General features: G+C 58.8%; 22 protein-coding genes and 1 pseudogene. 8 read left to right on the forward strand and 15 right to left on the reverse strand.

Annotation, left to right across the window (positions count from 1 at the left end; translation table 11 throughout):
- Nucleotides 1–54: 54 nt before the first annotated feature.
- From GNZ13_RS35805 to GNZ13_RS35850, 11 genes are all read right to left on the reverse strand, one after another.
- Nucleotides 55–525 carry a RidA family protein gene (locus GNZ13_RS35805; protein ID WP_236002334.1) on the reverse strand — a complete coding sequence of 157 codons (471 nt, stop codon included), beginning with the start codon at nucleotides 523–525 and terminating at the stop codon, nucleotides 55–57.
- Between the two features lie 39 nt (nucleotides 526–564).
- Complete coding sequence (locus tag GNZ13_RS35810) at nucleotides 565–1,647, reverse strand: amidohydrolase family protein (protein WP_172173458.1); 1,083 nt, start codon at nucleotides 1,645–1,647, stop codon at nucleotides 565–567.
- Nucleotides 1,628–2,122, reverse strand: a complete 495-nt coding sequence (locus tag GNZ13_RS35815) for a RidA family protein (RefSeq protein WP_236002335.1) — start codon at nucleotides 2,120–2,122, stop codon at nucleotides 1,628–1,630. Before GNZ13_RS35815 ends, GNZ13_RS35810 begins: the two co-directional genes overlap by 20 nt.
- An 85-nt stretch (nucleotides 2,123–2,207) precedes the next feature.
- Nucleotides 2,208–2,696: a hypothetical protein gene (locus tag GNZ13_RS52970; protein WP_328807348.1), complete on the reverse strand. Its 489-nt coding sequence runs from the start codon at nucleotides 2,694–2,696 to the stop codon at nucleotides 2,208–2,210.
- Between the two features lie 101 nt (nucleotides 2,697–2,797).
- The gene (locus GNZ13_RS52975) at nucleotides 2,798–3,367 is read right to left on the reverse strand and encodes an acetamidase/formamidase family protein (protein ID WP_236002336.1); all 570 of its coding nucleotides are present in this window, start codon (nucleotides 3,365–3,367) and stop codon (nucleotides 2,798–2,800) included.
- Nucleotides 3,364–3,837 (reverse strand): GlcG/HbpS family heme-binding protein, encoded by a 474-nt coding sequence (locus GNZ13_RS35825; protein ID WP_172173463.1) that lies wholly within the window; start codon nucleotides 3,835–3,837, stop codon nucleotides 3,364–3,366. Before GNZ13_RS35825 ends, GNZ13_RS52975 begins: the two co-directional genes overlap by 4 nt.
- A 181-nt stretch (nucleotides 3,838–4,018) precedes the next feature.
- Nucleotides 4,019–6,196: a xanthine dehydrogenase family protein molybdopterin-binding subunit gene (locus tag GNZ13_RS35830; protein WP_172173466.1), complete on the reverse strand. Its 2,178-nt coding sequence runs from the start codon at nucleotides 6,194–6,196 to the stop codon at nucleotides 4,019–4,021.
- 9 nt (nucleotides 6,197–6,205) lie between these two features.
- Nucleotides 6,206–6,691 (reverse strand): (2Fe-2S)-binding protein, encoded by a 486-nt coding sequence (locus tag GNZ13_RS35835; RefSeq protein WP_172173469.1) that lies wholly within the window; start codon nucleotides 6,689–6,691, stop codon nucleotides 6,206–6,208.
- A gap of 34 nt (nucleotides 6,692–6,725) precedes the next feature.
- Nucleotides 6,726–7,793 (reverse strand): porin, encoded by a 1,068-nt coding sequence (locus tag GNZ13_RS35840; protein WP_216675166.1) that lies wholly within the window; start codon nucleotides 7,791–7,793, stop codon nucleotides 6,726–6,728.
- A gap of 136 nt (nucleotides 7,794–7,929) precedes the next feature.
- Complete coding sequence (locus GNZ13_RS35845; RefSeq protein WP_172173582.1) at nucleotides 7,930–9,042, reverse strand: MFS transporter; 1,113 nt, start codon at nucleotides 9,040–9,042, stop codon at nucleotides 7,930–7,932.
- Nucleotides 9,043–9,447: 405 nt separating this feature from the next.
- Nucleotides 9,448–10,608: an alpha/beta hydrolase family protein gene (locus GNZ13_RS35850; RefSeq protein ID WP_172173475.1), complete on the reverse strand. Its 1,161-nt coding sequence runs from the start codon at nucleotides 10,606–10,608 to the stop codon at nucleotides 9,448–9,450.
- A gap of 367 nt (nucleotides 10,609–10,975) precedes the next feature.
- Here GNZ13_RS35850 and GNZ13_RS54435 point away from each other — a divergent pair.
- Both GNZ13_RS54435 and GNZ13_RS35855 read left to right on the forward strand, forming a co-directional pair.
- A pseudogene (locus tag GNZ13_RS54435) lies at nucleotides 10,976–11,125 on the forward strand (helix-turn-helix domain-containing protein); the annotation flags it as partial.
- Between the two features lie 21 nt (nucleotides 11,126–11,146).
- Entirely contained in the window at nucleotides 11,147–11,755 is a 609-nt protein-coding gene (locus tag GNZ13_RS35855; RefSeq protein WP_236002337.1) for an IclR family transcriptional regulator, read from the forward strand.
- A gap of 42 nt (nucleotides 11,756–11,797) precedes the next feature.
- Here the strand turns inward: GNZ13_RS35855 and GNZ13_RS35860 are convergent, their stop codons facing one another.
- The 3 genes from GNZ13_RS35860 to GNZ13_RS35870 form a co-directional block, all read right to left on the reverse strand.
- The gene (locus tag GNZ13_RS35860; RefSeq protein ID WP_172173481.1) at nucleotides 11,798–12,139 is read right to left on the reverse strand and encodes a DoxX family protein; all 342 of its coding nucleotides are present in this window, start codon (nucleotides 12,137–12,139) and stop codon (nucleotides 11,798–11,800) included.
- Nucleotides 12,140–12,170: 31 nt separating this feature from the next.
- The gene (locus GNZ13_RS35865) at nucleotides 12,171–13,616 is read right to left on the reverse strand and encodes an amidohydrolase family protein (protein ID WP_172173484.1); all 1,446 of its coding nucleotides are present in this window, start codon (nucleotides 13,614–13,616) and stop codon (nucleotides 12,171–12,173) included.
- 105 nt (nucleotides 13,617–13,721) lie between these two features.
- Nucleotides 13,722–15,230: an aldehyde dehydrogenase family protein gene (locus tag GNZ13_RS35870; protein ID WP_236002338.1), complete on the reverse strand. Its 1,509-nt coding sequence runs from the start codon at nucleotides 15,228–15,230 to the stop codon at nucleotides 13,722–13,724.
- Nucleotides 15,231–15,635: 405 nt separating this feature from the next.
- Here GNZ13_RS35870 and GNZ13_RS35875 point away from each other — a divergent pair, with 405 nt between their 5' ends.
- Complete coding sequence (locus GNZ13_RS35875) at nucleotides 15,636–16,646, forward strand: LacI family DNA-binding transcriptional regulator (protein ID WP_172173487.1); 1,011 nt, start codon at nucleotides 15,636–15,638, stop codon at nucleotides 16,644–16,646.
- A 10-nt stretch (nucleotides 16,647–16,656) separates the two neighbouring features.
- Here GNZ13_RS35875 and GNZ13_RS35880 read toward each other — a convergent pair whose 3' ends face one another.
- Nucleotides 16,657–17,574, reverse strand: a complete 918-nt coding sequence (locus GNZ13_RS35880) for a LysR substrate-binding domain-containing protein (protein WP_172173490.1) — start codon at nucleotides 17,572–17,574, stop codon at nucleotides 16,657–16,659.
- Nucleotides 17,575–17,899: 325 nt separating this feature from the next.
- Between GNZ13_RS35880 and GNZ13_RS35885 the strand changes: the two genes are divergently transcribed.
- The 5 genes from GNZ13_RS35885 to GNZ13_RS35905 all read left to right on the forward strand — a co-directional run bounded on the left by GNZ13_RS35885 (nucleotide 17,900) and on the right by GNZ13_RS35905 (nucleotide 23,164).
- Nucleotides 17,900–18,496, forward strand: coding sequence for an isochorismatase family protein (locus GNZ13_RS35885; protein ID WP_236002339.1), 597 nt, complete (start codon nucleotides 17,900–17,902; stop codon nucleotides 18,494–18,496).
- Between the two features lie 118 nt (nucleotides 18,497–18,614).
- Nucleotides 18,615–19,505: a pirin family protein gene (locus tag GNZ13_RS35890; RefSeq protein WP_172173493.1), complete on the forward strand. Its 891-nt coding sequence runs from the start codon at nucleotides 18,615–18,617 to the stop codon at nucleotides 19,503–19,505.
- Nucleotides 19,506–19,672: 167 nt separating this feature from the next.
- On the forward strand, nucleotides 19,673–20,656 hold the full coding sequence (locus GNZ13_RS35895; protein WP_172173496.1) for a fumarylacetoacetate hydrolase family protein: 984 nt from the start codon (nucleotides 19,673–19,675) through the stop codon (nucleotides 20,654–20,656).
- A gap of 38 nt (nucleotides 20,657–20,694) precedes the next feature.
- The gene (locus GNZ13_RS35900; protein WP_172173499.1) at nucleotides 20,695–21,243 is read left to right on the forward strand and encodes a VOC family protein; all 549 of its coding nucleotides are present in this window, start codon (nucleotides 20,695–20,697) and stop codon (nucleotides 21,241–21,243) included.
- 64 nt (nucleotides 21,244–21,307) lie between these two features.
- Nucleotides 21,308–23,164 (forward strand): beta-galactosidase, encoded by a 1,857-nt coding sequence (locus tag GNZ13_RS35905; RefSeq protein WP_236002340.1) that lies wholly within the window; start codon nucleotides 21,308–21,310, stop codon nucleotides 23,162–23,164.
- Nucleotides 23,165–23,197 lie beyond the last annotated feature (33 nt).

Consider the following 23,197-nt stretch of genomic DNA (forward strand, 5'->3'; position numbering starts at 1 on the left):
CCAGGCGGAGTCAGTGGCGCTTTCGAAAGCCGCGTACCGCGCATTCAGCTCGACTTATTTTCCGTCGATGATTGCGATCCCCTGAATTTCGATCTGGGACTGCCCCATCAATCCGTCAACGGTAATCAGGGCACTACCTGGAAATTTTCCGTCTGGAAAAAATTCCTTCCTGATGTCGGCGAAGTGGCCACCATTGCGGACATCGGTGATGAATACGGTCATTGATGCGATATCGCTGAGATCACCACCCGACTTCTTCAGCGTTTCGCGAATCTCTGCAAATACTCGCCGGGCCTGACCGTCAAAGTCCAGAATCGGCTTGCCGTCGGCGCCAAAGCGGCCTGTTTGGCCAGCGAAGTACACCGTCTTCGCGGAATGGTCGCCCGTCACGGCAAGCGAATAGGCGCGTGCCTGGGTCTCCGGGGTCGTGACATAGTCCTTTGCCTGAACCGCTTGCGCAGCCAGGACTCCAATGGACGCCGCTATGGCGGCAATAAGCGTTTTCGAGCCAATCATACGTTTCATCGTGCTGCTCCAAAGTACGGTATCTGGATCACTGCTGTCTTACGCGCCGAATCGAGGCATGAGGGCGAGGGCGTTGCCTCGTCCGATCGCAGCCAACTGAGCATCGTTGAACACACCGCATTCCGTGAGATTCTTGACGTGCTCGACGACGGTTCTGAAGGGGTAGTCGGTGCCGAAGAGAATCTGGGAATTTGGCACCAGCTTCGCCAACGCACCCATTGCCACATTGTTGGAAGTTTGGGCGGTGTCGTAGTAGAAGCGTTCGAGTTCATGGTTCAGACCCTTCGGCAGGCGCTTGGCAACTTGAGGGGTCTTCGCCCATCCGGCGAATCGCTCGATCAGGAACGGCATGGTGCCTCCCGCGTGGGAGAAGATGATGCGCACGTCAGGAAAGCGAGATGCCGTGCCGCTCGCGAGAATGCCGGCGATGGCGCGGGTCGTGTCGGTCTGATACTCGACGACATTGGGCGACACTGCCGCCTGGAGATTGCGGCAGCAGTCGGCGGTAGTCGGGTGCGTGTAGACGAGCGCCTTTCGACGATTCAACTCTGCGAATATCTCGTCAAATGCAGGGTCCCCCAGCCACTTGTTGCCATAGCTGGTGTATAGCCCGATTCCGTCGGCTTTCAGCACGTCCAACGCGTATTCAATTTCCCGCAAGCTGCCTTCCACGTCCGGAAGCGGAAGTGCGGCGAACATGCCGAATCGTCTCGGATAGGCCGCCACCAGTTTGGCTGCGTATTCGTTGCAGTCGCGCGCCAACTTTCTCGCCTTCCCGGTGTCACCAAACCAGATGCCTGGGTTGCTGATCGACAGGATCGACGTGCTCACGCCCGATTGGTCCATCTGATCGATCGACCGCTCAACAGTCCATCCTGCGAGTGCACGGCGGGGCGTGGCCGAAGCACCTGGCACGGCGTCATCTTCGGGAACCTGATTCAGGTATCCAGGTGGCACCAGGTGATGGTGCACGTCGATCCAGTTGCGCCTTGCCGATGTCGGATCGCTGGTCTGGCTTTGTGCGGAAGCGGTCCCGACCACCCCTGCCGATGCGATTGCGACGAGTCCGGTGAGGAATTTCCGCCGACCGGGCCCGCAAAATTCACAATGATCGGTTGTCATTGCCCCCCACCACAGCGATCGCCTGAATCTCAATCAAGGCACCGGGCACGCCGAGATTGCGAATTGCGATCAGCGCGCTTGCGGGGTATTTGCCCGGTGCAAAGAACTCTTTTCGAATGTCGGAAAAGTGACCGCCGTTGCGGACGTCGGTAATGAAGACGGTCATCGAGACAATATCGCTTAGCTTGCCGCCGGCGGCTTCCAGGGTCTTCTCGATACGTTGGAACGCGGCTCGCGCCTGACCATCGAAGTCACCGGGCAGCGGTTTGTTACCGATGTCGGCGATGTTCAGTTGCCCCGCGAGGTAGACGGTTTTTCCGCCTCGTGTCGACACTGACAGCGAATAGGCGCGTTTGTCGGTCTCGGGAGTGGTCAGAAACTCGTTCGCTTTTACCGGTAGCGCCGATGTCATCATGACGAAGGCAGCGGCGGCGGACACGATCGGGACCAACGATCGTCTGATTGCTTGGGACATCTTGCGTTCCTCTATTTGCACGTGTTGAAGATGCAGTCAAACTGCGTGGAAAAGCGACGCCGGCAGCCACCGGCGCTCGCTGGGATCAGGTCTGTCTCGTTGGCACGCCCGCACGCGTATTGGCGGCAATGCGCTCTCGCATCTCCTGGGTGAATACCGCTTTCGGTAGCATGCCGTGCACCGCTTTTGATGGAACGACGCTGTACGCGCTTGCAACCTGATCGGCGTACTGCGTAATGCGGAAGCTTCCCGCCATGCTCCACATGGCATACGCATCCAGATCGCTGATGCCTGCGCTGGCAGCGAGCCATTTGATCAAACCGCGCAAACCGGAGGTGAGTGCGCTCTCTATCGAGTCCCCGAATCCCAAGCCAATCCAGTGGGTAGATGTCTCGGCCATTGGCGCGGGCAACGATGCGTTTTTGTGCAGGATGTACTGAATCTGCAAATCCTCCATCGCCGTTTCGATGGTGGTCTGATCGACCTGGCCATCGCCTTGTGCGGCGTGGGAGTTGCCGGTCCAGACCATCGCACCGTCGCGTGAGACGGGAAGAAACAGCGACGTTCCTGCCACCAGCTCGCTCAGTGCAATATTTCCCCCATTGGGGCCGGCAAGAATCGCGCTACGCGTTTCATCCGAGGCCGGAGCGGTTGCGATGAACCCTTGAATCGGCTTTAGAGGAATGCGGATGCCGGGGCAAAGTCGGCGTACTTGCGCTCCTCGTCGAATCGGAAATACTTGAGATAAGGTTTGTCGAATTCTCTCGGCAACGCGCCGACACCGCGTGGCGCGGAGTTCCACCCCCAACTGATGGGCCGCAACTTGATCATTCGGCATTCGACCAGATCGCCTGGCTGCGCGCCTCTGATCGCGACCGGCCCGACCAGGGAGTACGGCCCTTGCGGATACTTTCGACGAATGGGCTCGCGCTCGGCGAAGCTCATGCCGTACTTTGCCTCGTTACCCCAGTTGATCCATGTATTGACGTAACGGACCACATCTCCCGATTCGATCGTCAGGACTGCTTCTGCTTTCGGATCGACGACGCCTACCCGAACGGTTTTTTCATTCGACTCGACGACATGCTGATGTCCTTCCGGTGTCGCGATGCTGGCCTGGGACGTGGAAGGGGCGGCGAACGGCATCGCCAATCCCAGGAGTCCCAGTGAACTTCCAAGCTTGATGGCTTTGCGGCGGCTTGCCGACGGCACCTTGCCGTCTATTCCGGATTCTGTGTGGTTCATTGCGGTGTATCCTGGGCACCAATCGCGGCGATACCGGTGCGAACGGCCAGTTCATCGAGTTCCGACGGCGCGCCGCTCGCGCCGATGGCGCCGATCAGCGCGCTCCCCAGGTAGATGGGCGAACTGCCTCGCGCAGGGAGTAGAGGCGCACCGTAACCGAGCGACGCGACGTTGCCCCACACCATCGGATTCTCTTCGTAGCGCTTCGCGAGAACATCGCCCGGCGTACCTCCAGTGGCAACGACAGCAAACGCTTTGCCACGCGCGATCTCGATGGTCACGAATCCTGCGCCGTCCATCCGCGCGGAGGAAACCACGTGCCCACCGGTATCGAGCACAACAATGCTCAGGCGCAGGTTCTTTTCCTGTGCAAACGCGATCGTTGCTTCTATGACTTTGCTTGCCTGCGCGTACGATATGGTTGGGCGCAGCAAGACGTCTTGATGGCTGGTGGGGGTTGGGTGGGTCATTGTGTTATCTCCGGAAATCGGAAGGCGTTGCGACGATATGGCATCGTAGGTCGTCGATATCGTGTGTCTTTATCGTTAAGTCCGTTTTTTTGAACTTGCTCCACATGCATGGATCGCCTCGGCTTCCCAGAGCTTCGTCTGGAAAAAGAGCCGCAATCCGGCCAGACAGGGCGGTGTTCCATCAGTCGAAAGTGAATCCGTGTTTCGTCAACGGCAGCGCGTGGACACGTTCTCCGGTCGCCGCAGCGATGGCATTCGCGAGCGCGGGAATGACCACTGACAAAGGCGGTTCTCCGACCCCGCCCCAACTTCCTCCGGAGGGGAGTAATAGAGGCTCGACGATGGGCATATGGCGCATCATCATGACGGGCGTGTCCGAGAAATTGCTTTGAACGACTTTGCCGTTGCGGATATTGACTTCGCCGAAGAAGGCGGCGCTCAACCCATACACGACGCATGACTCGATCTGAGCGGCTACCGTGTCGGGATTGACTATGTGGCCGCAGTCGATAGCAACAATCACGCGTTTGACTTTGACCAATTTATTGGACGCGACTTCGACTTCCACTGCCGCTGCGACATAGGTCTGATCCATCTCATTGACCGCGATGCCGACGCCATGTCCCTTCGGGCGCCGATTGTGCGAACGCGACGACCTGGCTACTGCATCAAGGAGAGGAACAAGCTGCGAGTGATGTGCAAGCATCTGGCGTCGGTAGATGACCGGATCCTGCTGCGTATTGGCGCAAATCTCATCGATAAAGCATTCGCGGGCAAACGGGTTCTGCGAGTGATACACCGCGCGCCAGAAGCCTACCGGCACGGCGGTGTTACGCATGGCGTAATTCACGTCCAGGTTCGAAATCGCATAGGGCATGTCGCGGAATCCGTCGGTCGGCATCAGGTCGATGCCATTCTTCAGTGCGCCGGGACGCAGGACACCTAACACTGAAGGCGACGCGACGTCGACTTTCCAGGCGATAACGTTGCCGTCCGCGTCGAGTGCGACACGTTGTCGAACAATGGAGGCTGGGCGGTAGAAGTCGTGTTGCACGTCTTCCTCGCGACTCCAGACCATTTTGACGGCGCGCCCCAGGAATTCTCTCGCGATCAGCATCGACATGCGTACATAGTCCTGGCTGATGCCGCGTCTGCCGAAACCTCCTCCCAAATACAGTCGATGAACCGTTACGTTCGCTTTCGGCACGCCGGCAATGTCTGCGGCAATGCCGAGCGAAATATCCGGACCTTGACTGGGCGCCCAGAGATCGACTTTCCCATCGGCAATGCGAGCCGTGCAGTTCTGCGGTTCCATCGTCGTATGTGCGAGAAACGGCGAAAAGTACTCGCTTTCCAGCGTTCTTTGGGCACCACTCAATATGGCGCCGGCGTCCCCCTGCTGCAGTATCGGCTTCAGATCGCTCACGAATCCTTCTGCGAGATAGGATCGAATGCTGGCGTCGTCCGATGTATCGTGTTCGCCAAAGTCCCACGTGACGTTCAGAAGCTTCGCGGCCTGCTGGGCCCGCCACCAGTTGTTGCCGACGACGGCAATGAAATTGTCGATCACGGTGACTTTGACAATGCCGCGCTTCCCGTCGACAGCGCTGCTGTCAACAGAGAGAGGTTTTCCGCCAAAAACCGGGCATTGAACAACGGCTGCATAGAGCATGTCCGGTACGTGCACATCCATGCCGAACTCGGCAGTACCGTTTACTTTGGCTGGCAGGTCGAGACGCTGATACGGTTTTCCAAGCGTAGTCCACGCGGATCTATCTTTCAGTTTCACGTCTTTGGGGACGGGAAGCGCGCCGGCCTCGCTGGCCAATTCCCCATAGGTGAATTGGCGGCCGCTCTTCGCGTGGATGATTTTGCTTTGGCCTGCGCTGCATTCCGTCACGTCGACATTCCAGCGCTGCGCGGCGGCCTGTTTGAGCATCTGACATGCGTTTGCGCCGGCTTGCCGCAAGTATTGCTGCGAATCCCGCACACTCCGGCTGTCGCCGGTAATCATCGTCACGAATACGTTGTTGCGGGCCAGGTTCTCTGCCGGTGGAGCGAAAACCATTCGCACGTCCTGCCAATTGCATTCCAGCTCCTCCGCAATCAGCATGGGAAGTGCCGTTGCAACGCCTTGGCCCATTTCGACTCGGGCGACTTCCAGAGTGATCTGGCCATCGGCGCCGATACGGACCCATGCATTGACTTCGGCCGGGTCCGCCGAGGTGCCCGAGATGATGGATCTCCCCGCGGAAGCTACGGGTAAGTGAAAGCCGATGGCGAGGCCAGGGACAACAGCCGCAGCGACCTTCAGAAACATGCGTCGGGAGTGTCGTGGCGTGTTCTTGGCGATAGCCATGGTGTTTCCTTACGCCTTCCGACGTGAAATGGCGGAGGAGGACGGCTTGGACGTGCCAGCGCCTGAGACCGCATGAATGGCACGCCGGATCCTGGCGTACGTACCGCATCGGCAGATATTGCTCATTGCCTCGTCGATCGCGGCGTCGTCAGGAACGGGGGTGCGTGTAAGGAGGGCGCTTGCAGCCATCAACATGCCGCTTTGGCAGTATCCGCATTGCGGAACCTGCAGTGCTACCCAAGCCTTCTGGAGGTCGACGCCTTTGCCCGTAAGCCCTTCGATGGTTGTCAGTTTCTTGCCCTGTGCAGTGGAAGCCGGCATAACGCAGGAGCGCACGACCTGGCCGTCAAGATGAACTGAACACGCCCCGCACATGCCGATTCCGCAACCGAATTTCGTGCCGGTCAATCCGACCACGTCACGGATCACCCACAGGAGTGGCATTTCCGGTTCCACGTCCACGTCATACGCCTTGCCGTTGATATTCAGATTCATTGACGTCTCCAACTCATGCCGGCCGAATTGAACATTAGAAGTATTTACGCAGACCTAACATGAGGCCGGTTTGGTTGATTCCGGGGTTGGACGGAAACACGCTGGCCACGCCCACCGTTCCCCTGGAATGATTGCGCGCGATTCCGCCTTCCATGTATACATCGGTTGCCTTCGACAGCAGGTAGTGGGCACCCAGCTTCATGTACATGCCATCACGAGCCGCGACCTTGTCAGCGAGAAAGGTGTAGTCCGCTACGATGTCAAAGAACGGCGTCAGGTAATAACTCGCGCCTGCGGAGTAGAAGGTCTGATTGGTTCGGATCTGAGGATTTCGGAAGTTCGTTGCATTCAGGCTCGCTCTGAAGCTGGTGCCGGAATAGAGAGCCCCCACGGCGTAGGATCGCGCGACCAGACTGCTGCCTGCCGTTCCCCCCGGATTGTTGGCATCCAGATACGCACCGTTGATCGCGATGGGGCCGTATTTATAGAAAAGGGCTGCGGATCGCATGCGTCCAGCAGCAAAGTCGCCGGCCACACCTCCGATGCTTTGCATCAACTCGGCGCTGAGCCCGCCGAACTCCGGAGAGAGATACTTCACCGCGTTGTTACCCCAGGTGTATTGCGCCCCCGTAATGCCGCTCAGATTTTGATAGATGGTGTTGGAAAGCGATGCGAAGTTCGCGTATCCGCTGGCGTCCGTTTGATAAAGAAAGTCAGCGAACGGTGTGAAGTTTCGTCCGAGTTGAATCGATCCTAACTGAACGGACTTGAAACCCACCCAGGCGCCGCGATCGAAAAGAAAGCTGCCTGACGTCGTTGGGAGCCGCGCATTCGTGGACGCGCCGTTCCCGAGCAGAAAGCCGGCGGCAAGATAGAAGTACGTCGAATAGCCGCCGCCAAGATCTTCTGTACCTTTAAGGACAAACTGGCTGGTCTGTACGGCTCCGGACTGGAATCCCCATTGCGTGTTCCCTTTTGCGTCGGCGCCTGTCCGGAATCCGATACCCCCGTCAACAATCCCCGCTAAGGTCACAGCCGACTGCGCATTTGCCGTGCTGATCACTGGAAGCAGAATCGCCGACGCAAGCAGATACTTTCTCATCATGTTCTCCGTTGTGCGCTACTTTTTATTGATATCGAAACGAAGTGACCCGCGAGACCGATCACTATCGGCTCGCTTGCCACGAACCGAAAGTACGCAGGCAAAAAATGCGCAATTGACCTGATCGTCTGGGAAGTTACCAACGCGTCCGATTGATTGATGATCTAGGTGAAGATCCCGAGCGCGTTCTAGCGAAAGTCGCGGATCGGCTGGCATTGTGGCCAAGGAGCAGAACGAGGACTGAAGCACACACGCACGGAACGCTCAAGGCGAGGTAAATGTCACGCACGCTCCAGTTCAGGGCGAGCAGATGCCCCGCGAGCACCGGCCCGGCAATCGAGCCTAGGCGGCCTATGCCAATGGCCCAACCGATACCTGTCGAGCGGGCTGATGGTGGATATGTGCTCGCTGCGATTGCGATAAGTCCCGCACAGCTCGCCGAGAGGAAAAATCCAGCTAGAGCGGAGCTGACAAGCACGTAGCTAAGCGCGGACGTGAGCATGCCGAGTGCTGCGACGGCCCATGCGGATGCGAAGAAACTGAGCACCAGAACCCGGAAATTGCCGAAACGCTGCATCAACGATCCGATCAGGATCGTGCCGATGACTGCTCCGCTGTTATTGAACAGCAGCGTAACGGCTGCCGCGGAGGCGGTGAAGCCGACATTCTGGATCAGTGCCGGCGTCCAGAACGACACGACGATCAAGGCCATCCAGGCCATGAAGCAGAGCATCCACAAGTACAGCGTGCGCGTTGTCTGGCCGTGAGCGAAGAGCTGTCTAAGCGATACACCTCTGCTTTCCTGCTCGCCGACAACGAAACGGGTTGCCTGCGAAGCAGCGTGACTCCCTATTCGCCTCACGATCGAACGGATCTTCTCCGTTGAGCCGCCGCGCGTCACCAGAAAAACGGTCGACTCAGGCAAAAGGAAAATGAGCAGTATTGAAACTAGCAATGGCAAGATTCCACCCACGTAGAACGCGGCCTGCCAGCCGGACCTTTCAATGAGGATGGAACTCGCCATCGAGCCGAGCATTCCGCCAAGAGGAACGGCGGCCCAGAGTGCCGTGATGAACTGAGTGCGTCGACGTAAAGGCAGATATTCCGCCGCGAGCCCGATGAAAGACGGTGATGCACCGCCCAGAGCAAGACCTACGATCAGGCGGCAGAGCAACAGGAGGGCGAATGAATGCGCATACGCCGTGAGCAGCGTAAATGTCGCGAAGATGGCTGTGGTAATGATCAGAATCCATCGCCGACCCCAGCGGTCGGCGGCCGGCCGGGCCGAGCGTCAGCGCGCCGATAAAGAAGCCTACTTGTGAAGCACTGAATACCGGCCCGAGATCGGCCACCGGAAGTTTCAATGAATGTGCGATAGCAACCGCGGCCGGTCCAAGCAACTGGCTGTCGAAACCGTCAATCAAGGCCACCAGCGCGCAGAGAAGAAACACTTTGATCTGGAAGGGCGTCAGTTCCCCCTGCTCGATCAGCCTCACGACGTTGATTGCGTCGACATCCGCCGAAGCAGCCGTTTGTTCTCGTTGATATTCCAATGCGAGCCTCTCAATTCGGTTCCGTCGCCTGGCAGATCGATTCTTCCAGCAAGGAAAGGACGACACGATGAACGTGACGTCCCGCTTAGCTGCGAAATTGATCAGAGATGGTCTGTCATCCAATCGGCGATCAGGCTGACAGCCGGCTCCTGTCGGTCCAGTTGAACGTGAGAAGCACCGCCTTCAGCCCGCGTGAAGACTCGCAGTTCTTTTGATGTCGAGCCGATTTCGTCATACAGCTTTTGAGCGTCGGAGAGAGGCGTTTGCTTATCATCCTCACCGTGGACCAGCAAGATATCGCAGGTGATGTTCTGCGCCACGCCCTTGAGCGTGAACGATTCGAACTTTCGCAGCGCTTCGTCGAAGTCAGTTGCACCGATGATGTTCAGAAGATGCTTGCCGGTCGTACCGAGTGCTGCGCGGTAATCGACGGTTGCCTTCGTGCCCGGTTTGAGGTTCAGACGTCGCACCCAAACGGCGTGATAGTCATAGATCGCCCCCCATGCAACGCATGCCTTGATGCGCTTTTCGAAGGCCACGGCGCGCGGCGCGTAATATCCGCCCATGCTGGCCGCGATCAGGCCGACACGATCCGGATCGACGAGATCGGAGCGGCTCTTCAGGTAGTCATACGCAGCGCCAGCAGCGACCTCCGAGTCGTGGCGCGCTTTCAGCCCCTTCAAGCGCAGCGTCGCACCCTGGCCAGGATTGTCCACGGCGAGGCACGAGATTCCGCGCGAAGCAAGCGCTTGCGCCATCAAGACCATCTCTTCCTTGGTCCCGTCGAGGCCATCCGACAGAATGACTGCAGGTGCGGGACCGGAGACACCTTCGGCCTTCACGAAGTAGGCGGTGAGCGCTGTTTCTCCGAACGGAACCTCAACGACTTCGATCGCGTTCGGAAGCAGGGCGCCGGCGTGGCGGAAGCATGCGAGATGGCGCTCGTAGGATTGCGCCGCGCGGTCGTCGCCCGGCTCGATGAACGCTTCTGCCCATTGCCAGTAGTGCGCCGCTCGCATCAATGCGGACGCCGCGGTTTGCATCTTGTCGTCCTCGAGTGCCGTTCGGCCGATGCCTTCTACCTGAACGGCTAGTTTCTTCCAGGCTGCGTGCCAAGCTTCAGTGTCGCCTTGAGGCGCAAGCTTTGCTGCATCCTGCAGGTCTTGAAGCGCCCAGTGAATTTCTCCGAAATGACCGCCACTGGCAAGACAGCGCATAACGGAAAGAGACCACATGTAGTTGCCTGGAAAGTACTGAAACATTTCGAAATCCTTATCTAAATGCGTGGGAGCAAAGTGCGACAGCCTGTTCCAGCAATCAGCTGGAGAGTTCCACAAGCGGCGTGTCAAGATCATCGTACGGGTGGGGGACGTCCATCGCTTATCTGAATGTCTCGCGATTGCTCTTAATGTCCTCCCGCTGCCTATTGGACGGATCGGCGACTTGCTGGATTGATTCAACCAGGCGGTACCGATCGATTTTCCATTTGATGAACATCGATGCAGTGCAGGCATATCCTTGTTTTCTCTGGCGTTTGGTTGCATTCCACGTTTTCGTTATGCGCGAGCTACTATCAAATGAGTCACGCGAGTACTAGACTCCCGTCGTAATAATTGAATAGGGACAAAGATGGCATCCACGTCGAGGTCGGTAGAACGCTCGCTGCAACTTGTGCGTCTGCTCGCGACAGCGGGGCGCCGTGGTCTTGCGTTGACGGATCTGGCTCGCATGACGGACTTGTCTCATTCGACGGTTCATCGGTTGTTGCAGCAACTGATCTCTGAACGTTTGGCCTTTCAAATGGATCGGTCGAGACGTTATGCGCTTGGGCCGTTGGCATACGAACTCGGCATCGCCGCGGCGTCCCGCTTCGACGTTTGGCAGCCAGCAAGGGCGTTGATGCGCGCGTTCGCCGAGGATGTTGGCGATACCGTGTATCTGGTCGTGCGCAGCGGCATGGAAGCCGTGTGCCTCGAGAGAGTCGAGGGGCCGTCGCCGGTACGCGTTCTGACGCTCGACGCGGGTAGCCGCCGCCCTCTTGGCCTCGGCGCTGGCGGGCTTGCGATTCTTGCCGCGCTGCCTGAAGACGAGCGCGAGCTGGCGATAGATAGCATTGCATCCGCCGTATTCGCTCCGGGAATGTTGACGAGATCGAGCTTGTCTGCATCGATCGACGAATATCGCCGCAACGGCTATGCCCACGTCCGTAATGGCGTCACGCTTGGCACGTCGGCAATCGGCGTACATATCGGCGACATACTCGGCGGTCCAATCGCGGCCGTCAGTGTCGCGACAATTGACTCCCGGATGGACCGTCAACGAATCGCGATGCTCGCGAAGCAGTTGCAAGGTATGGCGAGGCAGATTCAGCACACGTTGAGGGATTCAAGCCCTCATTGGAGGGCTTGACCTGCTGTTGCAGGCGATATCCGTCATAGAACCTCTGGCGCTTTACCCCGCAAATACGCGGCCTGATACATGGGCTTGCTGGAGAATCGCCACCAGGAGAAAGAGCAATACGAACGGATATTGCATCCGCATCCATTCTTTCGATCTGCTGAATGACACAAGGATCCCCAGCGTAACCACAAGAAGTATCGAGGCCCCAAGCCACTGCGTTCCAGGCGTAAACAGCAAAATCGACCCACCGAGTTCAACGGTTGCTATTGCCACTCTGAACCAGCCCGGGTAACCCCATTTTTCGAACTCGGCGCGGATGGCAGGAGGGCCTGTCAAGTTGACAATGCCCGCTGCGAGGAACGCTAGAGCGATGATGAGATTCACGTATTTCATGGTTCGAACCTAGTGAGGTGAGGGCGCCAGGCTAGACTGGGGTGCGCGCAATGCCGATCGGAGGACACTTCTCTTTCCACGTCATGTGGAGCCTGGATGCAAGGCCCGACTTCGTGATGATTTCAGTGGCAAGCTGCTCGACGCTGCTGAGGACTTCCTTACGGTCCTTGAACTTCGTGAAATCCCCTTCACGGAACACGATTTCGCCGTTGACCATGACATATTTCGCATCCGTTCCCTTGCCGGCGCCAAGGAATGCAGACAATGGACGCTGAAGTGAACCGACGTGGGGACCTCGCATATCGAAGACCGCGATATCGGCGAGCTTTCCCGCCTCGAGCGAACCGAGCTCGTCGGCGACACCGAGAACACGAGCACCATTGATGGTCGCCATTTCCAGTGCTCGCTCGAACGGCATGCGTGTCGGATCGAGATGACGTTGGTGTTGGAAGAGCACACATGCCTTGACCTGCTCGAGCATGTCGTTTGTGTAGTCGACCATGGCACCGTCGGTGCCGAGTGCCGTCGGAACGCCCGCGCGCAATGCATTCGCCGCGGGGGCGATGCCGCCGCCGCGCATGGCTTCGCTGGTTGGTGTGTACACCAGGCCGGCACCCACGTGGGCCATTTGCTCGAGATCCAGCTCGGTGCAGTGGATGCCGTGAATCAGCATCCACTGTTCATCCAGCACGCCGAGTTGCATGAGATACCGCACATCCGTGCGGCCGGTCTCCCGCAGATGCTTCAGGAAGCCTTTTTCGGTGGAGAACGTACCCGCTGCGATGTGACTGCTGATGCGAACATTCAGCTTTCGCGCCAGCTCCGTACCCCGGATGATGAGCTCTTCGGTGCTCATGCCAGATGAAGTCCAATGGGCGTTGGCTTCGATAACCATACCCATGCGAATCAGGCCGTCCTGTTTCCCGTCCCAGCGGCGGATATCCTCTTCAGCCGCCGCAAGCGACTCGTCCAAAGAGAGCGGGTGGTCGAGGAATCGGCTGTTGCGGCAGCGCAGCTCTTTACCGAAGAATTGGCGGATGCCTATTTCTGCCTGGGACTCGACGCTCGATTTCACGATCGCTTCGTCGCTTACCGACACGGAGTGGTTGAATGACGTCGTCGTGCCGGTTGCAAGCATCTCGAGTCCGCATTGATATCCGGACAGACGCATCGCGTCGTTTGACAGATTGCGAACCAGAGGAAAGACCAGATCGTTGATCCAGTCTTCGAGCAGCATCCCGTCCGCGATACCCTTGAACATCGAGTACCACGGATGTTGATGCAGATTGATCAGACCAGGAATGACCAGGCATCCGGTGGCGTCGATGGTTTCGTCGAAGCCGTCGATCGGCGTATTTTCATACGCGTAGACGCCGGTGATGCGCTTGCCTTCGACCGCGACTGCGCCGCGCTCGAATACCTCACGCTCTCCGTTGACGGTGGCGACATAACCGTTCTTGATGAGAATCTTCTTCATAGTGTCTGTTCCTTAGTGCCTTGAAGTGGACACCGGTGTCGTCCGTGCTTGTCTCCTGGGACGACACCTGCATGCCTTGCTAGCAGCAACCCGCTAGAGCATTGCTTAGTCTTTCGGCGGCCACGTTGGAATCGGTGCCTTCCCGGACGGGAAGCGGACGTTCTTCGAGCGCACAAATTCCTTGAGGGTTTCCGTCGCGTTTTCACGGCCGAATCCGCTGCCTTTTACTCCACCGAACGGCGAACCGAGGAATGCCCTGCGCATGTAGTTATTGACGAAGATCATCCCGGCTTCGAGGCGCGGCGCGAGTTTCCACGCGCGATTCTCGTCTGTCGTGACAATTGCCGCGGTCAGTCCATAGGCCGTGCCATTTGCGATCTCGACCGCTTCGTCCTCGGTTTTGAAGCGCATCAAGCAAGCGACCGGCCCAAAGATCTCTTCCTGCGCAACCGTCATGGTCGGCACGACATCTCCAAGTACGGTAGGCGGTACCCAGTAGCCACGTTCGTATTGCGCGTCGGTCGGCAACTTGCCTTGCGTCACGAGCCGTGCGCCTTCACGCGTGGCGATGTCGATGTACCCCATCACGCGATCGCGTTGCTTGCCGTCTACCATCGGACCGATATCCGTTTTCGGATCCAGTCCGTCGCCGACAACGAGCTTCTCCGTTGCGCGCGCAAATTTGTCTTCGAATTCGGCGTACCGGGATTCATGGACGAGAATACGCGCCGTCGACGTGCATGCTTCCCCTTGGTTATAGAACATCCCTTCAAGGGCTACGTTGAATGCCACCTCCATGTCCGCGTCTTCCAGAATGAGGAGGGCGTTCTTGCCGCCAAGCTCCATGGTCGCGTAGGTGATGTTCTTCGCGGCACTCTGCAGAACGCGACGGCCCGTAGCGGTTGCGCCGGTAAAGCTGATGCGTTCGACCTTGGGGTGCGACGCCAGGGCGGGACCGGCCTTGATGCCTGGAACGACGTTCAGGACGCCGGGGGGAAGAATCTGATTGGCCAGCTCGACCAGCCGCATGACGGTCAGCGGAGCCTGTTCACCCGGTTTCACGATGACGGTATTTCCGGCGGCCAGTGCCGGCGCGGACTTTTTCGCAAAGTGAATCGGTGGCCAGTTGAACGGAAGGATGGCTGCGACCACGCCATACGGCTCGAACAGCACGCGCGCCTCAATCGCACCCTGGTCAAGGATTTCACCGTGGAGCGTATCGGCCAGACCTGCGAAATAATCGAAGCACGCATGACAGTAGGACACGTCAAAGCGAAGCGCATCGCGTTTCGGTTTCCCGACTTCGCGTGCCTCGAGTTCGGCGAGTTCATCGGCGTGCTCGCGAATCTTCGCCGCAACCTGATGCAACAACTGGGCGCGCTCGCGAGGCGAACGTTGGCGCCAGTCATTTTCGTACGCTTGCCGCGAATCGGCGACCACTCGGCCTACGAGCGTTTCGTCTGCGGACACCACGCGTCCCAGCGGGTTCGCGGTCGCGGCTTCCTCGACAACGAAAAACTCTTGTTCACTGCCAGCCTCGACGACCTTGCCGCCAAGGATGGCGCCCCAGTACGGGCGTTTGAGGTTTGATCTATCCAGCGAAGCTTCAGCCATTTGGCTTTCTCCTTACAATCGATTGCAGAAAACGAAACCAGCAGTGGCTTATGGACTGCGGCAGGTAGGTGCAGCAGAGCCGTTGGTACGAAGTGCCTTTCTGCGCCTGGGCTTGGGCAGGTGTGGCGTTCGCCGGGAGTCCGGGCGAATGGCGCGCGGCGCAACTAGCGCTGTTGGCTTCTGAATGCAATGTACTGCAATCGATTGCAGAATGCAAGCTGGAGATATAGGGTGCCTTGGCACTCAGGTTTTTTGCCTTTCCGGGCGTGATTGATACAATCGATTGTATTGAAGTGCACGCCCACCCACGTGCACGGACCGACCCCGCCATATTCCAGACTGAACCAGAGCAGGCTTGTCGTGAAAGAGAAAACAACTCAACCTGCCAATCGGCGGCCGGTAACCATGAAACAGGTCGCCGAACTCGCCGGGGTCCACGTTTCAACGGTATCGCGCGCATTGAATCCGGCGACGCGTTCTGTTGTCGTGCCCGAGGCCGTGGCGCGAGTCATGAGGGCCGCCAGCAAGCTCGGGTACCGGTTGGATCCCGTGGCGGCGAGTCTGCGAACCGGGCGTTCCAAACTTGTCGGCATTCTGGTTCCACAGATCGCAACGAGCGTATTTACCCCGATCCTGGCGGGCGCGACGGAGCGCCTTGCGGCGCACGGGTACTTCGCGATCGTCGGGTACGTCGACTCCGACAGCGAGGCCCAGCTGGAATTTGCACACGGCCTCATCGCGCGGCGAGTCGACGGGCTTATCCTCGCCACGGTGACACGCCACGATCCGCTGGCGTCGTTTTGCATCGAAAGAGGCGTGCCTACGGTGCTGGTGAACCGGGCGGAAGACGACGCGAGATTGTCGGCTGTCGTTTCCGATGAGCTGCTTGGCGCCCAATTGGCCGTTGACCACCTGGTGGAATTGGGGCATGTGAAGATCGGCCATATTGCCGGTCCCGCGGACAATTCGACGGGCTTCCTGAGGCGTAAAGGTTTCGTGCAGGCACTCGCATCACACGGCCTGGACGGCAAGGGTGCGCCATGCGAGGTAGCCGAGGCCTATAGCCGGGAACACGGAGCGGAAGCCATGCGGCGCTTGCTGAGTGCACACCCGGAAGTGACGGCGATCGTCGCTGCCAACGATTCGCTTGCGCTTGGCGTGTACGACGCGTTGCGCGAAAGTGGACTGCAATGCCCTCGCTACATGTCCGTGATCGGGCACAACGATATGCCGCTTGTGGACATGGTCGAACCGCCTTTGACGACCATCCGCATCAGCCATGAGGAGATGGGGCGCCAGGCGGCCGATCTTCTTCAGCAGGCGATTGACGTTCGCGAGCAGGCGGTGCGTACAGTCGTGCTGCCACCCAAACTGATCGTCAGAACGTCGACCGCTGCGCCTCGCAAGGGGAAGTGACGCGCCGGTATTAACCCAGGAGGGGCGGTAATTCGTCCTTCAGGAAGTCGACCAGGGCGCGTACCGCAGGCATCATTCCGCGGCGCGTTGGGAACAGCACCGCCAATCGCCCCTCTCTCGGGCGCCACTCCGGCAGTACGACGCACAAAGTCCCCATTTCGATCTCACGCGTGCACGCATAGAGAGGCAGGCCCGCGATGCCCATTCCCGCCAACGCGGCTTCCTTCAGCGCTGCAATATTGTCGCTCTGCAGGCGGGGTTGGATAGTCCGCATGGCAACCTCGCCATTTGTGCCGGTCAGGCGCAGTACGGTCGCCGGCTCATTGATCGACGCGTAGATCAGCAGATCGCCGTGGGGTAGCGCGTCCGGCTCACCAATCATCCCGGTTTCAGCCAGATACACGGGGCTGGCCACCAATCCCCAGCGCACCGTGCCTAGCGGGGCCTGAACCAGGCTGGCAGACTCCACTTCAACACCCAGACCACGTACCACCACATCGACATGGTCCTCGACAAGGTCAACTTGCCGGTTACTTGCCTCGATTGCCAGTCGGACCTTGGGGTAGCGCAACATGAAACGGGGCAGCAATTTGGACAGCACGATGTCTGTAATCGCGACGGACATGCTGGCCCGCACTAGCCCCGTGGGCTCGGCAGTCCGACGCCGAACCGCTTCTTCACCCGCCTGCGCTTCGGAAATCATGGCTCGACAATGCGCGTAAAGCTCCTGGCCGGCGTCGGTCAGGCTAAGTCGGCGTGAGGTTCGTTGAAGCAGTCGAACGCCGAGGGTGGCTTCCAGATCGGTGATCCGCCGGGAGAGATGGGACTTGCTTACGCCGAGCACCTCTCCTGCGGCGGTAAAACCGTGATGCTCGATCACCTGAGCAAAAAAATAGAGGTCGTTCAGGTCAAGAGATACGGGCTTCATCCGACGTCCTGGTGTCCTTGGGTTGGCTTATCTATCGTTTCTGGTGGGCAACGATAGGTTGAGAAATACCATATTTATCGTTTGTCGTTGAGTAAATATGATTCATCTCAACCGGCGCAGATGTGCACCGGACAGTCCGGCGGGGGCGTCCATACGCCGATGCCGTATCCAAATGCCAACGGTAATAAAGACCATGAAAATCCTTACTCTCCTGAAAGCTGCGGTTCTCCCTTTAGCTATCGTCGCCACATCCGCTGCTACGGTCCAGGCGGCTAGCGCGGCGCCTGCGACCAACGCGGTTGCTCCTTCGGGTGCTCCGTACTCCTTGCTGTCGCGAGACAACACGGTGCTGGTGTTGGTTGACCACCAGGTTGGCCTGTTCACCGGCGTGCGCGACATCGATGTCGGTCAGCTCAAGCATAACGTGGTGGCCTTGGCCAAAGCCGCGAAGACGCTCGGTATCCCGGTCATTGTCACCGCTACGATGCCCGACGGCATGTGGGGCCCCACCATCCCTGAACTGACCGCCGCGCTTCCGGGCGTGCCGGTGATCAGCCGGACCTCGATCAACGCCTGGGATGATCCGAATGTCCGGGCCGCCATCCAGAAGACTGGCCGCAAACAGATTCTGATCGCCGGCGTTTCGCTGGAAGTCTGTGCCACCTTCCCGGCGCTGACGCTCAAGGCCGCAGGCTACGACCCCCGTGTGGTGCTCGACGCGTCGGGTACGTTTAGCGATGCGAAGCGCACTGTGGGGCTGCAGCGCCTGGCGGGTGCCGGCATCCCGGTGACCGACTACGCCACGGCTGGTGTGGAAATGCTGCATGGCAACGACGATCCGAAGGCGCAGCAAGTGTATGCCGATCTCGATATGCCATTTGCCAACCTGGTGTGGCAGTTCAAGAACGCTGCAAGCAAGTGACGTAACAACCCGATTCGGCGAGGGCGCACAGCGTCCTCGTTCGAACAACCTCGAAGCCGTCCGGGCCTGAGTGTCCGGATGGCCTCGGGGCTGAACTATGGCAAGACGGAGTATCACCATGGACAAGTTTGTGCGCGTGTCGCATGTCGTCGCCGGTCACGATCTGACCATTGGCGAAGCGTTTTGGGCAAAGCACTTCGAAGAGCGATCGTTCGACGGATTGATAGATCCCGTTGTCATGCTCGATCATTTTCACATGACCAGTTCGACCTTTGCGGCGCATCCGCATGCCGGAATTTCGGCGGTGACTTACGTGTTCGAGGACGCGATAGGGGCGCATGTCAATTACGACTCGCTGGGGAACCAGGGGCCCATCAATCCGGGTGCGTTGCATTGGTTTGCCGCCGGCCGCGGGGCAGTGCACACCGAACAGCCTGAGGGCGAGGAGCAGCACGTTCACGCGCTGCAGATCTTCGTGAATCTGCCGGCCAGCAAGAAATTCAACGCGCCCTATGCCGTTCATGTGGAGCCGCATGAGATCCCGGAGTTCAAGGCTCCGGGTGTTCGTGTGCGTGTAGCTTCGGGCAGCAGCAATGGCGTGAGCGCTGCCCACTCAGCACAACTACCTGAACCATTCACGTTGTTGGACGCCTTCCTTTCACGTTCATCTGCATTCAGCCACGAGCTATTGCGCGGCTGGAGCGGGATGATTTACGCCGTCTCGGGAGCGTTACGGATCGAGGTTGGGGGCGAGGTGCGACAGCTAATGGCCGGAGAGGCATTGGGTGTGGCTTTGGATAAGGGCGCCGCCGACAGCGCGGCAGCGATTCGGTTCTTCTCTGACGAAGGCTGCCACTTTGTCGTTCTTTCCGGTCCGGCGTTGAACGAACCGATTGCCAAACACGGGCCACTTGTCATGAACACTCGTGAGCAACTTGAAGATCGGATCAGAGCTTTCCAGAACGGCGAATTCGGACAACTCGTGATGCCGCAACCTGTCGAGCAGTGATCTTTCACAAGCCATTGCGTCGTGGACTGTGAGACGCCTGCCGCACACATCAAGATGTGATTCGTGTTCGGTAAGCGGAAATTGACGGTGACGGCTCCGATGCAGCGCCTATGATCAAACGCACGAAATCGCGTTGATGAAACTTAGGATCGGGAGCTTGAACAGATATGAAACTGGCGTCATTGCGTTCTGGGCGGGACGGTGAGTTGGTGGTGGTCAGTCGAGACTTGCGGCATCTCGTACGTGCGAGTTCGGTTGCACGTACTTTGCAGGCGGCGCTCGACGACTGGGAAGCGGCAGCTCCTAAGCTCGAAGCGATCTATACGGCTCTGAACGCGGGGAAAGCGCAAGGCGCCTTTCCTATCGAGTGGAGCGAAGTTGGACCGCCTCTGCCGCGTACCTATCAATACCTTGACGGCGCAGCCTATGTTAGCCACATCAAGCGCAACCGCGCTGCCCGCGGCGAGGCGCTTCCGGACGATCTGATGGAGAAGCCGCTGGTCTACCAGGGGATTTCGCATGGCTTTTTCGGCTGGAACGACGACATTCCGCTGCCGTCAGATGCGTTAGGTATCGATTTCGAAGCGGAGATCGCCGCAGTGACCGGGGACGTTCCCATGGGTGTAAGTCCGCAGGAAGCGTGTTCCTATATTCGGCTCTTCATGCTGCTCAATGACGTGTCGTTGCGCGCGCTAATTCCTGGCGAGCTGAAGCGGACTTTTGGTTTTCTGACGGGCAAGCCCGCATCGAGTCTCGGCCCAATTGCCGTGACGCCCGACGAACTTGGCGAGCTTTGGTGCGATGGGCTTGTGGGAGGGAAGATGCAGTGCTCAGTACGCGGCGAAGCGGTTGGCAGTATCGACACCGGTATAGATACGCCGTTTCACTACGGCGATCTGATCGCCCACGTCGCTCAAACGCGGGCTTTCGAGCCAGGCACGATTGTCGGACTTGGCACCGTATCGAACGAGGATGAGTCGGTCGGGTGCGGATGCATTGGCGAGATCCGGGCGCTCGAGACATTGCGCGACGGCAAGGCATCGACACCTTTCTTCAGCTTCGGCGAGCGCGTGCGTATTGAGCATGTGGGCCACGACGGCGAATCTATTTTTGGCTATATCGACCAACGGTTCGTGCCGGCGACACGGTAAGGTTCGGCCGGGTCGCGTACCTCAAAGGAGAACACACGATGCTTTGCAAGGGTTTGCATCACGCAGCGTTTCGTTGCCGGGACGCACGTGCGACAGTCGACTTCTACACGGAAGTGCTTGGCCTGAAGTTTATCCATGCGATGGGTGAGGATCATGTGCCCTCGACGGGCGTCTATAGCCCGCATGTTCATATCTTCTTCGAAATGGAGGACGGCGCCTGCATCGCATTCTTCGAGTTGCCCGCCGACGAGGGGGAGCCGTCAGGCAGAGATCCGGGAACACCGAACTGGGTGCAGCATTTTGCTTTTCGCGTGGCAGACAAAGAAACGGTTGACCGAGCCAGGGAATCGCTGATCGCACGGGGTATCCCGGTTGTAGGGCCGACCAACCATGACGATTTCCTGTACTCGATCTACTTCTTCGATCCGTCCGGGCACCGCCTTGAGCTGACTGCCGTGACTGCCACGGCGGAGCAGGACGCGCAATTCCGCGAGGAGGCCATGGACGTACTGCGTCTGTGGGAAAAGACGCACGACTGGTCGCAGCGCGCGACATTGTTTGGCGGCGCGAAAGGCTATCGGCGCTAAACTCCGTCGTTGTCCGCGCATTGCGCTACGCTACGTCTCGATAGCATCCTGGGAAATGCAATCAATGGACACAAGAGAGTTCGGACATACGTTTTCTTTCAGCCAGGACGGCGAAAGCTTCCTGCTCGACGGCGAGCCTTTCCAGATCCGCAGCGGGGAGATGCATCCCGCCCGCATCCCCGCCGAATACTGGCAGCATCGGATCCAGATGGCCAGGGCGATGGGGATGAACTGCATCGCCCTCTACGTCATGTGGAATTACCACGAAACGAGTCCGGGCGTTTTCGATTTCCGCACAGAGAACCGCGACATCGAAGCATTCGTTCGACTGTGCCAGCAGGAGAGGATGTGGGTGTTGCTGCGGCCGGGTCCCTATATCTGCGGCGAATGGGATCTGGGCGGCATTCCGTCGTACCTGTTGAGTTATCCGGACATTCAGCTCAGGACCGACTCCGCTAACGATCCTCGCTACATGGCGGCGGTCGCTCGCTACATCAGGGAGCTGAGCCCGCGGATCGCACCACTGCTGGTGAGTAACGGCGGACCAATCCTGATGATTCAGATCGAGAATGAATTCGGCTCGTACGCCAGCAACCCGGCTTACCTCGAAGAGATACGGCAGCTCTGGATTCGGGAGGGGGTACAGGGGCCGTTCTATACCGAAGACGGCATCAAGCAGCTTGAACAGAATCGCACGAACGTCACCGGCGGCGCGATTGCATTGAGCAATGGCGATGCAGAGCAAATCGCGGCCGTCCGGCAGGAATTTCCGGCCGTTCCGGCGATGGCCGGTGAAGTGTATCCAGGGTGGCTCACCCATTGGGGCGACGAGACTTTCAAAGGGACGGCCGCCGATATCTCCGGCACGCTAGACGCGCTCATGCAACTGAAGCTGTCGTTCAACCTCTATGTCATTCACGGCGGCACCAGCTTCGGCTTCTATGCCGGCGCAAATGTGGATGCCGATTCAGGCGAATACCAACCCGACATTACCAGCTACGATTACGCGGCACCCATTAGCGAGCAAGGCGTGGCGACGTCGAAGTACATGAAGTACCGCGGCGTCATCGCCCGCTATCTCTCGGCTCCGCTGCCCGAACTTCCGAAACCCGTTCCGACGATCAGCCGCAAAGGCGGCCAAGCCTTGATGCCGGAACTTTGCACGTCCATTTGGGACAACCTGCCTGCCGCGCTCCCGGCCGAGCAAACTGTCGACCCACAGCCGTTCGAGTCGTACGGCCAGGCGTTTGGTTTCGCGCTGTATCGCAAGAAGCTGCAGGGCTACCGCGGTGGTGTGCTGGATATCAAGGATGTTCACGATTACGCGACCGTTTTCGTCGGCGAGCAATACGTAGGCGGCGTGTCGAGAGCTTTCATGCCAGAGCACCGCGCGCAGCCGCTGAATGTCACGCACCACGCGCCGCTTGCATTGCCGTTCTCGCCGCCGTCGTCCCTGCCGGACAGCGACGTATCATTGGATATCCTCGTCGAGGGCATGGGGCGTGTTAACTATGGCCACGCGATGATCGACCGCAAAGGCATTCTCGAACCGGTCACGCTGGAGGATGCCGGAGGCTCGAGCGACACGCTCACCGGCTGGGAAGTCTTTCTGTTGCCGATGGATACCGCGTTTATCGAGAACTTGCGCACCGTCTGCGCGAACCCTCGTAAGGCCGGACTATTCTTCAAGGCGTCTCTGCCGCTGGATACGATCGGCGATACCTATCTCGACATGCGTAACTGGACCAAAGGTGTGGTCTGGGTCAACGGGCACAATCTGGGTCGCTACTGGAATATCGGTCCGCAAAAGCGCCTGTATTGTCCTGCTCCCTGGCTAAGGCTGGGTGACAACGAGGTCATCATTTTCGATCTGCACCAGATGGAAGCGAAACCGGTAGAACTCGCGCGCACGCTATCGTAAAGAAGGCACCGGAAGCCAACACGGGGAAATCCG

The organism is Paraburkholderia elongata (genome assembly GCF_013177735.1).
Taxonomy (GTDB): Bacteria; Pseudomonadota; Gammaproteobacteria; order Burkholderiales; family Burkholderiaceae; genus Paraburkholderia; species Paraburkholderia elongata.

What these genes read in the sequence shown, in the direction of transcription:
- GNZ13_RS35805 (WP_236002334.1), bottom strand. Translation starts at nt 525, where the DNA reads ATGAAACGTATGATTGGCTCGAAAACGCTTATTGCCGCCATAGCGGCG.
- GNZ13_RS35810 (WP_172173458.1), bottom strand. Translation starts at nt 1,647, where the DNA reads ATGACAACCGATCATTGTGAATTTTGCGGGCCCGGTCGGCGGAAATTC.
- GNZ13_RS35815 (WP_236002335.1), bottom strand. Translation starts at nt 2,122, where the DNA reads ATGTCCCAAGCAATCAGACGATCGTTGGTCCCGATCGTGTCCGCCGCC.
- GNZ13_RS52975 (WP_236002336.1), bottom strand. Translation starts at nt 3,367, where the DNA reads ATGAACCACACAGAATCCGGAATAGACGGCAAGGTGCCGTCGGCAAGC.
- GNZ13_RS35825 (WP_172173463.1), bottom strand. Translation starts at nt 3,837, where the DNA reads ATGACCCACCCAACCCCCACCAGCCATCAAGACGTCTTGCTGCGCCCA.
- GNZ13_RS35830 (WP_172173466.1), bottom strand. Translation starts at nt 6,196, where the DNA reads ATGGCTATCGCCAAGAACACGCCACGACACTCCCGACGCATGTTTCTG.
- GNZ13_RS35835 (WP_172173469.1), bottom strand. Translation starts at nt 6,691, where the DNA reads ATGAATCTGAATATCAACGGCAAGGCGTATGACGTGGACGTGGAACCG.
- GNZ13_RS35840 (WP_216675166.1), bottom strand. Translation starts at nt 7,793, where the DNA reads ATGAGAAAGTATCTGCTTGCGTCGGCGATTCTGCTTCCAGTGATCAGC.
- GNZ13_RS35850 (WP_172173475.1), bottom strand. Translation starts at nt 10,608, where the DNA reads ATGTTTCAGTACTTTCCAGGCAACTACATGTGGTCTCTTTCCGTTATG.
- GNZ13_RS35855 (WP_236002337.1), top strand. Translation starts at nt 11,147, where the DNA reads ATGGATCGGTCGAGACGTTATGCGCTTGGGCCGTTGGCATACGAACTC.
- GNZ13_RS35860 (WP_172173481.1), bottom strand. Translation starts at nt 12,139, where the DNA reads ATGAAATACGTGAATCTCATCATCGCTCTAGCGTTCCTCGCAGCGGGC.
- GNZ13_RS35865 (WP_172173484.1), bottom strand. Translation starts at nt 13,616, where the DNA reads ATGAAGAAGATTCTCATCAAGAACGGTTATGTCGCCACCGTCAACGGA.
- GNZ13_RS35870 (WP_236002338.1), bottom strand. Translation starts at nt 15,230, where the DNA reads ATGGCTGAAGCTTCGCTGGATAGATCAAACCTCAAACGCCCGTACTGG.
- GNZ13_RS35875 (WP_172173487.1), top strand. Translation starts at nt 15,636, where the DNA reads ATGAAACAGGTCGCCGAACTCGCCGGGGTCCACGTTTCAACGGTATCG.
- GNZ13_RS35880 (WP_172173490.1), bottom strand. Translation starts at nt 17,574, where the DNA reads ATGAAGCCCGTATCTCTTGACCTGAACGACCTCTATTTTTTTGCTCAG.
- GNZ13_RS35890 (WP_172173493.1), top strand. Translation starts at nt 18,615, where the DNA reads ATGGACAAGTTTGTGCGCGTGTCGCATGTCGTCGCCGGTCACGATCTG.
- GNZ13_RS35895 (WP_172173496.1), top strand. Translation starts at nt 19,673, where the DNA reads ATGAAACTGGCGTCATTGCGTTCTGGGCGGGACGGTGAGTTGGTGGTG.
- GNZ13_RS35900 (WP_172173499.1), top strand. Translation starts at nt 20,695, where the DNA reads ATGCTTTGCAAGGGTTTGCATCACGCAGCGTTTCGTTGCCGGGACGCA.
- GNZ13_RS35905 (WP_236002340.1), top strand. Translation starts at nt 21,308, where the DNA reads ATGGACACAAGAGAGTTCGGACATACGTTTTCTTTCAGCCAGGACGGC.